13 protein-coding genes and 1 pseudogene are annotated in these 13,804 nt (G+C 61.4%); 12 read left to right on the forward strand and 2 right to left on the reverse strand.

All coding sequences use genetic code 11. The features are described from left to right. Positions 1 to 140: 140 nt before the first annotated feature. The 11 genes and pseudogenes from V5734_RS03115 to V5734_RS03165 all read left to right on the forward strand — a co-directional run bounded on the left by V5734_RS03115 (position 141) and on the right by V5734_RS03165 (position 10,583). Positions 141 to 779, forward strand: a complete 639-nt coding sequence (locus V5734_RS03115; RefSeq protein ID WP_347312066.1) for a hypothetical protein — start codon at positions 141 to 143, stop codon at positions 777 to 779. Between the two features lie 252 nt (positions 780 to 1,031). Continuing rightward, a pseudogene (locus V5734_RS03120) lies at positions 1,032 to 1,148 on the forward strand (IS6 family transposase); the annotation flags it as partial. Positions 1,149 to 1,206: 58 nt separating this feature from the next. Beyond that, positions 1,207 to 1,623 carry a DUF2478 domain-containing protein gene (locus V5734_RS03125; RefSeq protein ID WP_347313563.1) on the forward strand — a complete coding sequence of 139 codons (417 nt, stop codon included), beginning with the start codon at positions 1,207 to 1,209 and terminating at the stop codon, positions 1,621 to 1,623. A 523-nt stretch (positions 1,624 to 2,146) separates the two neighbouring features. Beyond that, entirely contained in the window at positions 2,147 to 3,649 is a 1,503-nt protein-coding gene (locus tag V5734_RS03130) for a M24 family metallopeptidase (protein WP_347312067.1), read from the forward strand. Between the two features lie 46 nt (positions 3,650 to 3,695). Continuing rightward, the gene (locus V5734_RS03135; RefSeq protein WP_347312068.1) at positions 3,696 to 4,916 is read left to right on the forward strand and encodes an ABC transporter substrate-binding protein; all 1,221 of its coding nucleotides are present in this window, start codon (positions 3,696 to 3,698) and stop codon (positions 4,914 to 4,916) included. A gap of 118 nt (positions 4,917 to 5,034) precedes the next feature. Continuing rightward, complete coding sequence (locus tag V5734_RS03140) at positions 5,035 to 5,892, forward strand: carbohydrate ABC transporter permease (RefSeq protein WP_347312069.1); 858 nt, start codon at positions 5,035 to 5,037, stop codon at positions 5,890 to 5,892. Continuing rightward, on the forward strand, positions 5,892 to 6,728 hold the full coding sequence (locus tag V5734_RS03145) for a carbohydrate ABC transporter permease (protein WP_347312070.1): 837 nt from the start codon (positions 5,892 to 5,894) through the stop codon (positions 6,726 to 6,728). The genes V5734_RS03140 and V5734_RS03145 overlap by 1 nt, the downstream gene beginning before the upstream one ends. 5 nt (positions 6,729 to 6,733) lie before the next feature. Continuing rightward, on the forward strand, positions 6,734 to 7,909 hold the full coding sequence (locus V5734_RS03150) for an ABC transporter ATP-binding protein (protein WP_347312071.1): 1,176 nt from the start codon (positions 6,734 to 6,736) through the stop codon (positions 7,907 to 7,909). 11 nt (positions 7,910 to 7,920) lie between these two features. Further along, the gene (locus V5734_RS03155) at positions 7,921 to 8,829 is read left to right on the forward strand and encodes an ABC transporter substrate-binding protein (protein WP_347312072.1); all 909 of its coding nucleotides are present in this window, start codon (positions 7,921 to 7,923) and stop codon (positions 8,827 to 8,829) included. After that, positions 8,826 to 9,542 carry an aspartate/glutamate racemase family protein gene (locus V5734_RS03160; RefSeq protein WP_347312073.1) on the forward strand — a complete coding sequence of 239 codons (717 nt, stop codon included), beginning with the start codon at positions 8,826 to 8,828 and terminating at the stop codon, positions 9,540 to 9,542. Before V5734_RS03155 ends, V5734_RS03160 begins: the two co-directional genes overlap by 4 nt. Positions 9,543 to 9,599: 57 nt before the next feature. Further along, positions 9,600 to 10,583, forward strand: coding sequence for an IS481 family transposase (locus V5734_RS03165; protein WP_347312074.1), 984 nt, complete (start codon positions 9,600 to 9,602; stop codon positions 10,581 to 10,583). 12 nt (positions 10,584 to 10,595) lie between these two features. On the opposite strand, the gene V5734_RS03170 is transcribed toward V5734_RS03165, so the two are convergent. Then, positions 10,596 to 11,465, reverse strand: coding sequence for a MurR/RpiR family transcriptional regulator (locus tag V5734_RS03170; RefSeq protein ID WP_347312075.1), 870 nt, complete (start codon positions 11,463 to 11,465; stop codon positions 10,596 to 10,598). Between the two features lie 365 nt (positions 11,466 to 11,830). Here V5734_RS03170 and V5734_RS03175 point away from each other — a divergent pair. Beyond that, positions 11,831 to 12,978 (forward strand): IS3 family transposase gene (locus V5734_RS03175; RefSeq protein WP_347310070.1). Its coding sequence is split into 2 segments (ribosomal slippage): positions 11,831 to 12,074 and positions 12,074 to 12,978, totalling 1,149 coding nucleotides; the frame shifts between segments, so codons are not numbered across the junction. Between the two features lie 27 nt (positions 12,979 to 13,005). Here V5734_RS03175 and V5734_RS03180 read toward each other — a convergent pair. Further along, positions 13,006 to 13,587, reverse strand: a complete 582-nt coding sequence (locus V5734_RS03180) for a GntR family transcriptional regulator (protein ID WP_347312076.1) — start codon at positions 13,585 to 13,587, stop codon at positions 13,006 to 13,008. Positions 13,588 to 13,804: the final 217 nt, after the last annotated feature.

Consider the following 13,804-nt stretch of genomic DNA (forward strand, 5'->3'; position numbering starts at 1 on the left):
TGTATGTTTCGAGATGGGAATTTCAGTGCCGATCTTCGTCGCATGCTTGACCACGGTCCAGCAAACATAGGGATTGTTCCCCAGCGTCAGAGCAGGGCGGCGGGGAAGAACGGGCCCCAACTTTTGCTCTGACAGTACCCATGGAGCGCGTCCTTCATGGCTACGGCACCATCGGCAACGACAACCCGCTGTCGTCCGCCTACGATATGTTCGTGGATCTGCCACAGACAAGCTACGATCCGGACAAGGTCAAGTTCTATCTCCAGAGGGCCGGATTGACCGAGTTGAAGGTACCCCTTGCAGTTTCGGAAACGCCCTATGCCGGAGCGACCGATGCTGCTGTCCTCTTCAAGGAGCAGGCAGCACAGGTCGGCATCGAGATCGATGTGATCAAGCTACCCGAAGATGGCTATTGGGCCGAGGCCTGGAACATGGAAATTCTCCAGGCTGACCGATGGAGCGGCAACCTCAACGCGGATGTGATGATCACACAAGCCTATTCCGCCGCGGCAATCGAGAGCCAATACAACGTGACCCGAATGAACGACCCTCGGGTCGAGAAACTTCTGGTGGAAGCACGCGGCGAATTTGACGCTGTAAAGCGAAAGGAAATGTACGGCGAAGTTCAGCGCATCATCCACGACGAAGGTGGCGCAATCATCTGGGGCTTCGGCAATTTTATCGATGCGACATCGACCAAGGTCGAGCACGGCGAGTTGTCGGGCGTTGCTCAACTCGATGCTGCCCGAGCTGCGGAACGCTGGTGGTTCTCAAGCTGAATGATGCGACCTGTCGGCTAGCGCGGTCGCACCAAGAATATGTACGGAGGAGCCGCTGATTTGCGACTCCTCCGGGCTATGTGGACGGATGCTCCGGAATACGCAGCCTATGACGGCAGGGCGCTGTCAAAGAAACCTAGCTTGAGGAGGGCAGGCGGCTTGAGGTGGGGCAGGGAGCCGGCTAGCGTTCTTCCAAGCACTGTCAGACCAACTTGGCTTGAGGCGACACTGGTTCCCAGCTAGCGTCTCGCCATGACCCAGCGCTCGCCCTTCAAGTACTTCCGGACCAGCCCCGAGATCATCCGGCTGGCCGTGATGATGTACGTCCGCTTTCCGCTGTCGCCCCGGAACGTGGAGGACCTGCTGCACGGTACGCGGCAAGGCTACCCCGTGGTTGATCGCCGATGGCCTTCGGCTCTCTGGTTCCGTGCGTGCCGGACGGGCCGACCCAAGCGCCCATCGTTGTGATGTGGACCTGCGAGTACTGCCAAACGGCCCGGAGTTTCGGATCAGCCAGCCACTCGGGACTGGATCAAGGGGTTGCCGCCTTGACGGAAGCGTGATCGAAAACATTGCCGCCGCCGTGGAGGCGCGCCTATGCGGCGCGGATCTGCTGCTTGTCAACAAGTTCGGCAAGCAGGAAGCGCAAGGCCGCGGTCTCTGTTCAACCATCGCGATGGCAATAGAACTGGGGATACCGACTCTGGTCGGAGTGAACGAGATGAACGCGCGAGATTTTTTGATGTTCTCTGGACACATGGCCCGAGAATTGGCGCTCGAGATCGGTGCCATACGGGCTTGGCAGGCCCTTCCTGGTCGGTCGAATACCCTTGCTTTGGCTTGAGACTCGACTGGTGTGCGAAGGCGTTGACTATTGCTGTGCGATGCCCCCCCGAGGTGCTGTCAGGGCCTTCAAGCTCGTCCGTCTGATAGGGACCCGGTACGCGGACTTCATCAAGGCCAGCGGTCAGACGGACCGCATCAACCGGCCGGACACATGACCGCCACCCGCAACGCTCATCCGATGCTCAAATCAACCCTTGCGCAAACGGAGCCGTCCACACATGGCAGCACCCATCCTTTCCATATTTATCCCCCGCGGCACTCAGGGGCGACGTGAGGCGGTCCCGAAGTGTACGCCGTTTAGGCATTTGCACAAATTTTATGCATTAACTTGTCGACGTGGAGCTTGACCGAGTATGAAATTTTTATTGCAAATCTAAGAATTTTTTCGACATTTGCCAGAAGTGCTAAAGGAAGAAAATGGCATTTCTCAACAAGTGTCTTTCTTCTCAGGTGAACGATTACCTATGAAATATTTGGGTTATTAGAGTAAAGTTCACCCATCACGATGCGATCATTGAGAGTTGGAAATCCAGCGCAAAATTACGAAATATTTATTGCGATGTCCTGAAATCTGCGCCAACCTCGATTCCAAAGGGAGCACAGATATGCTGAACACCGCCAGACGCAGCGCCATGGCCGTACCATCGGAGAACCTACTTCAGGGGTTCCAACCCGATTTTGAGTTCACCCCCGTCGACCCCTTGCCGGAGGCGGAATTTGTCGAGAGGCTGCGGCATATCCGGCGCGAGGCCACCGTTGCGGGGCATGATGTCATCCTGGCCCATGCCGACAGCATCGGCGCTTACCGCGTGTCCAACTCATACCTGCGCTATATCTGCGACTGGATGCGCGAGGGTGTGCTGGTCATCCCGACCGACGAAAACCTGCCGCTGACATTGTTTTCCTTCTACAGCAGCTCGGTCCTGCTGCCCCCGGGGGGCGAGCCCGTGCTGGTCGAGGATATCTGGCAGGTCGGCACCTGGGGGCGCGAAACCTATAATCGGCCGGGCCGCGCCAAGGACCGCGTGGTCGAGGCGCTTGGCACCCATCTGGAGCGCGGTGGCCTGGCCTCCAGCCAGATCGGCCTGTTCGGCGACGCGACATCACAGCCCTACTGGGATGAGCTGGCCGGGCGTCTGCCACGCAGTCGGCTGGTGCCGGACGCCGAGATCATCGAGCGGATGCAGCGCCGCCGCAGCAAGCGGGAGCAGGCCGTCATCCGCGCTGCGGCGCAACTGGCCAGCATCGGGATGCAGGCCGCCTATCATGTTACGCGCCCGGGTGTCACCGATTACGAGATCTATGCCGCCTTCACCTTTGCCCAGATGGCGCGGGGCGGTGAATGGGGCGATGGCTATCAGATCGGCATAAATCGCTTTGGCACGCATTGCGGCAAGCCTTATGGCCATGTCGTGCGCTCGGGCGATCTGATTAACCTCTATATCTCGGCGGTCAGCTATCACGGCTACACCGCGCAGATCGCCCGCATGATCGCGGTGGGCAGCATCACGGACAAGCAGGAGGAGGTGTTGCAGATGTGCGTCGAGGGGGTCGAGGCCGCCGCTGCGCGGGTCCGCCCCGGCGCCCTGGTCTCCGAAGCTGCCGATGCGTCGTTCGAACCCTACATCCGGCGCGGGTATCTGACTTCGGCCGACAGCCGCACCATGCCTTACAACTGGTCCTCCAGCGATGACGGTTCGCCAAGGCTGATCCCGCGCCGCCATGTGCCGGATGTCGACTGGGAAGCGCAGGGCCGCAAGCTGATGCACGTCTATCCGGCCACGCATGGGCCGCATAACCCGAATGTCGGGCACTCGATCTCGATGCCGAAGTTCCGGCCTTACAACATCGCCTCGAACAACCATGACAGGTTCGAGGAGGGCATGACCTTCGTGCTGCACTCGCAATGGCTTGAGCCGGAGGTTGCGGGTGCCAATATCGGTGACTGCTATCTGGTGACCGACAACGGTTGCGAAAACCTGAGCTGCGATACCCCGCTTGCAGTTCACCGGGTCAAAGTCTGACCTGCCCCTTCCTAAATCATAACAAATCGACCAACAGGAGAATTAAATGGCCTTTTCCGCCCTGGCGCGTGCTGCGCTGCTTTCAACCGTCATGGCCTTGCCGCTGCATGCGGAAGAGCCGGTGAATTTGGTAATCTCGAACTCGCAATGGCTGGACGCCTTGCGCGGTGAGGGGCTCTGGAATGCCGTCAAGGCATATGAGGCGACCGCGCCCGGTGTGACGCTGGAATCGCTGGGAATCCCCTCCAAGGATTACGGCGACCGCCTGATGACCGAGTTCGGGGCAGGCAAGGGCCCTGACATCGCCATCATGCAGGAAGGCGTGTTCTTTGCGCTGGCGGATGCGGGCCTGCTGGTTGATGTCGGTGCCGCAGTCGAAGGCGTCAGCCTGAATGCCACCAAGGACAATGGCATCATCGACGGGGTTACGCTGGGCGTTCCGTGGCAGCGTGCGGCCTATGCGCTGATCTACAACGCGGATCTGGTCGGGGCGGCGGGCGTTGCGGTTCCGACCACCGTGCCGGAACTGATCGCCAGCGCGCAAGGCGTGCAGGACAAGACCGGCGCTATCGGCTTCACCTCGCGGCACCAGATCAGCGACTTTTCCGGCTTCTATATGGATTTCCAGAGCTGGGCCTACGGTCATGGGGTAAGCTGGGTCGATGCCGAGGGCAAGCTGACCATCAACACGCCCGAAGCGGCGGCGGCCATTGCGGCCTTCAAGCAGGTGTATGATGCGAAGATCATCCCGGTCGGAGACGACATGCCGACGCAGCGCACCCGGTTCAAGGAAAAGCAGGTCGGCTTCAGCATCGACAATTCCGGCGGCACGCTGAACATTGCTTCCGGTGGCGCGATGGAAAGCAGCCGCATGAAATCGGCGGCGATGCCTTTCCCGCATCCGGGGGCGCATCAGCAGATCTATGTGGCGGTGAATGCCAACAGCGAACACCCCGAGGAAGCCATCGCCTTTCTGAAATGGCTGGTTACACCGGAAGCCCAGGCGGCGCTGCGCAAGGCGTCGGGCCCCGATGCGCTGGCAACCGATGTGCCGCTGGATGCGGATTTCGTGGCGAAGAACCCCTGGGCACCGGTCTTTGCCGAGCTTGCACAGCAGTCCCACTCGGTCCTGATCCCGGGCTACGAAGTGGAGACGACGCAGATCATGCGCCCGGTGATGGAGGCGGTCGAGGAAGTTCTGGTCACAGGCATCACTCCGGAGGAAGCTTTGGCCAAAGCGCAGGACAAAGTCGACCAGATGTTCTGAGGGGCAAAATGCCACGAGGGGAACGATCATGACCTATTCTTTGCAATCCGGGCGGTCAGCTGCCGCCCGGCCCACGGCGGGAAGCCGTCCGGCCCTGGCGGCAAAAATCAGACCGCTGATGCCTTATGCCTTCATGATGCTGCCGGTCATCTATCTGGCCATCTTCATGTTCTGGCCCCTGGGGCGCCAGATCTGGCTCAGCTTCACCCGCACGCGGCTGGCCAATCCCAACCGCAGCGAGTTCATCGGGCTGCGGAACTATGAACGTCTGTTCGATAACCCGGATTTCTACACCGCGCTTTACGTCACCGTAACCTATTCGTTGTTGGCGGTGCTGATCGGGGTGGCCGTTGGAACTGTCGCGGCACTGGCCATGAACCGGCCATTTCCGGGGCGGACGCTGGTACGGGCCATCCTGCTGTTCGGCTGGGCGGTGCCCAACGTGGCGGCGGCGCTGATCTGGCTGTGGATCTTCAACGAACGTTCGGGCGTGCTGAACAGCATCGTCACCGGGCTGGGGCTGGAGCGGATCACCTGGCTGACCAGCACCGACATGGCCCTGTCCTCGATCCTTCTGGTCACGGTCTGGCAGGTGGCGCCTTTCGTCATGCTGGTCATGCTGGCCGCGCTGCAATCCGTTCCGCAAGAGGTGAAGGAGGCCGCCCGCGTGGATGGCGCGGACGCGCTGAACATCTTCCGCGCCGTGACCTTGCCGCATGTCATGCCGACCTTGCAGCTGGTGTCGCTACTGGTTGCCGTCTGGTCGATCCGACGGTTTGACATTATCTATCTGCTGACCGGCGGCGGCCCGATCGGAAGCACCAGCACCCTGATCGTGAAACTGCGGCAGGTTGCCTTTGAAAACCACGACCTCGGCCTTGCCAGCGCCTATGGCGTGATCGGCCTGATCCTGGCCCTGTCGGTTGCCGCCGTGCATGCCGCCTTCAACCACCATCGCCAGAAAGGGCAAAGCTGATGAACCGGCTGACCTCCGCGACCAAAACCTTGCTGCAAGCGCTGCTGGTGCTGCTTCTGGTCGTCTTCGGGGGCTTTCCGATTTACTGGATGGCCACCACCGCGCTGTCGACCAATGCCGAGCTTTACAACAGCGGGCAGGTGCCTTGGCCGCAACTGTCAAACCTGCCCACCGCGCTGGAGGAGCTGACGAAGCTGCCGCTGCTGCGCTGGCTGGGCAACACCGGGATCGTCGCGGTGGGAACCACGCTCCTCAGCCTGATCCTTGGCTCGCTTGCGGGCTATGGCCTCAGCCGGTTCCGCTTTCATGGCAAGGGTATCATCGGCTTCCTGCTGTTCATGACGCAGGTTGTGCCCGAAGCGCTGATCCTTGTGCCGCTTTATGCCATGTTCATCAGCCTTGGACTGTTGAACAGCCTGACGGGGCTGGTCCTGGCGAATGTCGGCTTCTCGCTGCCGGTGGCGGCCTTCATCATCAAGGGCGCGATCGACGCGGTGCCTTACGAGATCGAGGAATCCGCCGCTGTCGACAACTGCCCGCGGCTGAGTGTGCTGACCATGATCGTCCTGCCGATCATTGCCCCCTCGCTGGCTGCTGCTGCGGTGATCGCCTTCTTCGCGGGCTGGAACGAATACCTGTTCGCCGCGACCTTCTTGATGGACAACTCCCTTTGGCCCGCCAGCGTCGGCCTTGCCTCCTTTATCGGGCAGTATGAAACGCCGCTTTCCGCCGTGATGAGTGCCGCCCTGATCTTCAGCCTGCCCGCCGTCGTCTTTTTCCTGCTGATCCAGCGCAAGATCGTGGCGGGCATCACTGCCGGCGCCGTGAAAGGATAATCACCATGCCCAACATTCAGCTTGACCGGGTCCACAAGGCTTTTGGCGAGACTCAGATCATCCCGCAGTTCGACGCCAGCATCAACGATGGCGAGTTCCTGGTTCTGCTTGGCCCCTCCGGCTGCGGAAAGTCCACGCTTTTGCGGATGATCGCGGGGCTTAGCGACATTACCGATGGCACATTGCGCTTTGACGGCCGCGATGTGGGCAACTGGACGCCCAGCCAACGTGGCGTGGCCTTCGTGTTTCAGTCCTACGCGCTTTACCCCCATATGACCGTGCGGGAAAATATCGCCTTTCCCTTGCTGATGGACCGTTTCCGCAAATGGCATCACATTCCGGTCGTCAGCAGCTTCGTGCGCTGGCGGATGATGCATGAGCCCGGGATCGTCGAGCGGACGGACCGCATCGCCGCGCAGCTTGAGCTGACCGCGCTGATGAACCGGCGCCCGGCAAACCTGTCGGGTGGTCAGCGGCAGCGCGTGGCGCTGGCCCGGGCACTGGTGCGCGATCCCTCACTCTACCTTCTGGACGAGCCGCTGTCGAACCTGGATGCCAAGCTGCGGACGCAGATGCGCTCCGAGATTTCTGCGCTGCATCAGCGAGTGCAGAAAACCTTCATCTATGTGACCCATGATCAGGTTGAGGCGATGACCATGGCGACCAAGATCATCGTCATGGACAAGGGCGTGATCCAGCAGATCGGTACGCCCGATGAGATCTACGCGCGGCCCGCGAACACCTTTGTTGCCCGCTTTGTCGGTGCGCCGCCGATGAACCTGATGAACGTCACGATCAGCGGCAACGCGCTGACTCTGGACAGATGCACCTGGCAGGCAGCTCACCCGCTGCCGCAGGACGGTCAGGCAATCCTGGGTATCCGGCCCGAGAATTTCCGCCTGGTGCCGGAAGGGCAGGGGCCGCTTCCGGTCGAGATCGTGCTGGTGGAACGGCTTGGGGCCGAGGTGATCCTTGGCTGCCAGGTGCTTTCAGGCCAGGCCGGCAAGGCCGACGCATTGCTGCGACAGGATCTGATCCATGTCCGGGTTGCCGGAAATCCGGGCCTTTCGCATGGCGACAGAGCCGCGCTGACTTATGACGCGGATCGGCTCAACTGGTATTCCACGGAAACCGGGGTGGCGCTTGACGCCTCAGGGGCATCGCTGTGGCAGTCGGCATGAAGGGCAGGACCATGACCCCCTTTCATGTCACGGCGACAGGGCACAGCCTGAACTATCTGCCCGAATATGTGGCCGTGGATCAGGGCTTTTTCGCGGATGAAGATCTGACGGTCACCGCCAGCGTGCCCCGGCCCTGGGACCGGGTGCTGGACGACCTGCGTGACGGCACTGCCTCCGCCGCACTTGGCGGCATCTGGGTGCCGTCGATGTATCGCGACCGTGCCGACCATCTGGTACCCTTTGCCCAGATTGCGGCCCGCGCGCCCCTTGCCCTTCTCGGGCGCGAGGCGGCGGCAGATTTTTCCTGGCAGGCACTGCCGGGCAAGACCGTGCTGATGAAGGGCAGCAACGGCGCTAGTGTCGGGCTGTATTTCAAGATGCGCCTGCGAGAGGAGGGTATTGACCCCGGGCGCATTGGCTTCATCCAAGATCTTGACGGGGCGATGCTGTCGAAACTGTTCCTTGGCGGCTTGGGCGACTATCTTGTGATCGACTATCCCGGCGCGCTGAGACTGGCGGCGGCTGGCGGGTGTCACATCGTGCAGGCCTTTCCGGTTCAGGGCGGCCCGATCCCGTGGAGCGTCTATTATGCGCTTGGCCCAGCGGATGACGGGCGGGTGCAGCAGCAGGCCGTCTTTTGCCGGGCCTTGCAGCGCGGCATGGACTGGATTCAGGCGCGGGAGCCGGAAAGCTACGGTGATTTCCTGACCCGCATCTTCCCGGCGCTGCCGGTGGATATCCTGCTGCGCGCCGCGCGAACCTACCGGGAAAACGCCATGTGGACGACGCCCTTGATTGACCCGGAGGGCTATGAAAGGTGGCAGCTCGGTATTGCTGACGGGCACCTGATCAGCGCGCCCATCCCCTATGAAACGCTGAACGATCCCCGGCCCACCGCCGCGCTGAGGGCTGCGGCGTGAAGATCGCGGTCATCAATCCCAACACAACAGCCTCCATGACCGCCGCCATCGGGGTGGCGGCACGGAGTGCGGCGGCGCCCGGCACCGAAATCCTCGTTGGCCAATCCACATCGGGGCCGGTGGCCATCGAAGGGCCGTTCGACGGCGCGCTTTGCCTGCCGGGCCTGTTGCGGGCCATCGCCCGGGCCGAGCAGGCAGGGGCCGTGGCCCATGTCATCGCCTGCTTCGATGATACCGGGCTGGATGCCGCCCGTGCCATGTCGGTGTATCCGGTGATCGGGCTGGGCGAGGCTGCCCTGCATCTGACCAGCCTGCTGGCGCAGCAGTTCTGCGTGGTGACGACGCTGTCCCGCTCGGTTCCCACCCTGCGGGCGAACATACTGCGCTATGGGTTCGAGCGGCGCTGCCCGCACGTTCTGGCCAGCGACATTCCGGTTCTTGACCTGCATCGACCGGAAAGCGGGGCAAGGGAGCGCATCCGCGCGCTGATTGCGCATGGCATGCAGAACGGTGCCGAGGCGGCGATTCTGGGGTGTGCCGGGATGGCTGATCTTGCGGCGGGACTGACGCAGGACCTGGGCCTGCCGGTTGTCGATGGCGTGGATGCCGCCGTGCGGCTGGCAGAAACGCTGGTCTGGTCCGGGCATCGTCCGTCGAAGGTCGGGGGCTGGGCGCTGCCCGCCCGGCTTGATCAGCTCGCCGTGACAGCCTAGGTGTTTAGTCCCGGGGTGTGGTGGTCTACCAATCTGTGACCATCACAAGGATGCCCTATGGGACTTCTTCACGGCAGCGCCACGACCACGCACACCATCCGAGCTCTCATACAGCGATCGCAGGCTTCGAACGCGGCGCTGAGCCGGGGACTCGGTATCAACGTCAAGACCGTGGCCAAGTGGCGAAAGCGGGAGCGCGTCGAAGATGCCCGGATGGGGCCGAAAGAGGTGCGTTCAAGTGCCCTGAGCCCAGACGAGGAAGCAGCGGTCGTGGCTTTTCGGCGCCACACGCTGCTGCCACTGGACGACTGCCTCTACGCGCTGCAGCCTTCGATCCCGCATCTGACACGCTCTTCCCTGCATCGCTGTCTGCAAAGGCATGGCATCAGCCGTTTGCCCGAAGTCGAAGGCGACAAGCCGAAACGGAAGTTCAAGGTCTACCCGATCGGGTACTTTTTCATCGACATCGCGGAAGTTCGTTCCGGAGAAGGGAAGATCTACCTGTTCGTGGCCATTGACCGAACATCAAAATTTGCCTTCGTCGAGCTTCACCAGAAGGCCGGAAAGGTGGTCGCGGCCCGGTTTATGCGCAACCTGATCGCCGCTCTGCCTGACCGGGTCCACACCGTTCTGACTGATCGAGCCATTGGGCCGCCATTGGTCCGAGAGACAATGGCGAGGGGCGTCCAATTTGCCAACCGGCAACAGGAGCGCCACGCGATGGTCCATATCTTCGGCCGGGTTTGCCGGCAGAACGGGATTGAGCACCGGCTGACGAAAATCAACCATCCCTGGACTAACGGCCAGGTCGAACGGATGAACCGCACGATCAAGGAAGCAACTGTCAAGCGGTACCACTACGAGACCCACGCCGAGCTGGAGGGCCACCTCGACGCGTTCATCGTCGCCTACAATTATGCACGCCGCCTGAAGACGCTGAAGGGCCTCACGCCGTTCGAATACATCTGCAAAATCTGGACAGCAGAGCCAGATCGATTCATCTTGAATCCAGTCCACCAGATGCCGGGACTGAACACCTAGGGTCGGCGCCCCTCACTCCCGGCGCGGCGTCGCCACATCGTCCATTAGCTCGACAAAGCGGTCGATGCGCTGGAAATGGGCGACGCTTGCGTTTTCTTGCTGCGAATAGACGTTCCAGGCAATGTAGTCGATCACCGTGGTTGCGGCCGACAATGAGTTAAATGGCGCGGGAGAATGACACCGGCAGCGGATCGTATGGTCCGCTGCCTTGGCGCTTTCAGCGGCACTGATGTCGGTGATCAATGTTACCACCGCGCCATTGCCGCGCAGCTCCTGCAACAGGCGTGGCAAAAGTTTCGGTCGGCGGCGGAAGGCAAAGACCATGACCAGATCGCCCGCGCGCACCCCCGCCAGTTCATGTGCCATCGAAGTGCCGGTTCCCGGCAGCACCCTGACATCGTCCTTGACCAGCCCGAAGTAATGCGCGGCGTAATGCGCCAGGCCGAAGCCGTTGCGTAGGCCGATGATCCAGACCCGCTTTGCCGACACCGTTACCTGACAGATCGCCTCCAATGTCGCAGCGGGGATGCTATCTACGGTGGCGTGGATGTTGTCGATGGTAGATTGAACCACGGTCGAAAGTGAGACCCTGTCGGGGACGATCTCGGGAGCGTCGATTGCGCCGCCCTGTGGCGAACCCCAATGGGTCGCTTCCCGGATCTGCCGCTTCGCCGAAGGGTAGGAGCTATATCCCAATGTGCGGATCAGTCTTGCTGCCGTGGCGGTCGATACCTTTGCCTCGGTCGCCAGTTCCGCAGCCGTGTAGAGCGCCAGGTCCATCTGATGTTCAAGCATGACATCGGCCAAGCGGCGCTCCGCAGGCGACAAAGTTGCATATACCCCGTAAATGCGGGCTTCCAGAGATCGCGTCGAACTGTTCATCGCGTCTCCTGCGTTTTCGGAACGGTAGCACGAAATCTAAAGATCGGCGCGGCACCATTCCAGCCCAAAAGACCCATAAAATCATTCTGACTGTTGAGCGGCGCGCAATAAGCTCTCGCTGCGGCGTGAACCGCGTCCCAACGAACCGGTTATCCATGAGGGCGTTGTCAGAAAACTTGGCTTGAGGCGGAGCAGGCGGGCGGGCGCTGTCAAAGAAACTGGGCTTGAGGCGGGCAGGACTGTCTCGTAGCGTTCACGCATGAAGAAACGCTCGCCCTTTGAGGAGCCGCGTTCTCCGAAAGATCGTGAGGTGCCCCTAGATTTGTAGACGCATTGCCCCCTAACTTTGAGGCGAGGAGGCCGACATGGGGACAAGCAACTACAGCGACGAGTTCAAGCGGGATGCGGTGCACCAGATCACGGTGCGCGGGTATCCGGTGCGGGAGGTGTCGCAGCGTTTGGGCGTCAGCACGCATTCTCTTTACAAGTGGCTGAAGTTGTTCGCGGAGCCGGTTCCAAAGCCCGGCGTGGATCATGAAGCCGAGAACCGGCGGCTGAAGCGCGAGCTGGCCAGGGTGACCGAGGAGCGCGACATTCTAAAAAAGGCAACGGCGTACTTCGCGCGAGAGTCCCAATGAAGTACGCGTTCATCCGGGCGCATCGCGAGGAATTCGGCGTCCGGGCCATGTGCCGAGTGCTTCGGGTCCATTTCTCCGGCTTCTACGCATGGTTTAAGGAACCATTAAGCCACCGTGCGCAAGAGGATGCACGTCAGACCGAGCTGATCCGGCAGGCCTGGACTGAAAGCGGCAAGGTCTATGGCTACCGCAAGCTGACCGACGATCTGCGCGACCAGGGCGAACGCATCTCGGAGAACCGGGTTGCCCGGCTGGCGTCGCTGGCCGGGATCGCCGCACAGGTGGGCTACAAGCGCCGTCCCGGCCGATATGGCGGCAAGACCGCCGTGGTTGCCGAGAATAGATTGGAGCAGCGGTTCGAGGCATCCGCTCCCGATCAGGTCTGGGTGACCGACATCACCTACATCAAGACCCACGAAGGCTGGATGTTTCTGTGTGTCGTTATCGACTTGTTCTCGCGGCGTGTTGTTGGCTGGTCCGCCCAGTCCCGAATGACCACGGACTTGGCCCTGCAGGCCCTGCTGATGGCCGTCTGGCGACGCAAGCCGACGGACCGGGTCACGGTGCATTCAGACCAAGGCTCTCAGTTCACCAGCCGGGAGTGGCAGATGTTCCTACATCAGCACAATCTGGAACCGAGCATGAGCCGGCGCGGAAACTGTCATGACAATGCCGTCGCAGAAAGCTTCTTCCAGCTGTTGAAGCGCGAACGCATCCGCCGTCGGACCTATCCGACCCGCGATGCCGCCAGACAGGACGTGTTCGAATACATCGAGCTATTCTACAACCCGAAGCGCAAGCACACGAAAAACGGCATGCTGTCGCCCGTTGACTTCGAAATCAGACAGCTCAATCTGAACAAGGCAGGTGTCTAGGAAACTAGGGGCACCTCACCATAAGCGTCATGGGGCTCTGTGGAAGCCGATCTGCAGGTGGACACGAAGCGCGTTCTGGATGTGATCCTGCGCGGCCTTGTCGGCGGCGTCGGGGTCGCGCGCGCGGATGCCGTCGAGAATTAGCAGGTGTTCGGTCAGCAGTTCGGCGGGGCGTCCGAGCGGCACGTATTTCGCGCCCTTCAAGAGCGCCATAGAGTCAGAGATGGCTTCGATGGAGCGCAGCAGGAAGCGGTTGTGCGCCGCCGAGTAAAGCGCGTTGTGGAATTCCCAGTTGATCTGGTTCAGCAGCTTGGGGTCGTCCATCGCCGCAGTGCTCTTGTCGAGGATGAAGGCCAACTCCTCGATCTCGGCCAGCGAGGCATGCTGGGCCGCGAACCGCGCCGCGACGCCTTCTAGGTGCTGGCGCAGCTGGTAGAGTTCCACGACCTCGTGGCGGTCGAGTTCGGCCACGACCGCCCCGCGCTGCGGTTCGAGAATGACGCGCCGTTCTGACTGCAGCCGGCGCAGCGCCTCACGGACCGGCGTGCGGCTGACGCCCAGTTCCTTCGAGACCACCGCCTCGCGTATACGGTCGCCAGGATTGTACATGCCCTCCCGGATCCACCGGGACATCTCCTGGTAAACATGTTCCGCAAGCGATGGGGCCGTCTCCGCTCCATCCGATTCAGCATTCTTTTTCAGCACGTTATAGATCCTTCCTGCGCACCGTGAAGGCACCGTTGATCGGCCGATGTTACTGCATTCCTAAGGCGGATGGCGCCGTAAATCGAGAGGGGTTGACGGGAGTGTTTAGAAAAGTATTAGA

It is taken from the genome of Defluviimonas sp. SAOS-178_SWC, assembly GCF_039830135.1.
Lineage (GTDB): Bacteria > Pseudomonadota > Alphaproteobacteria > Rhodobacterales > Rhodobacteraceae > Albidovulum.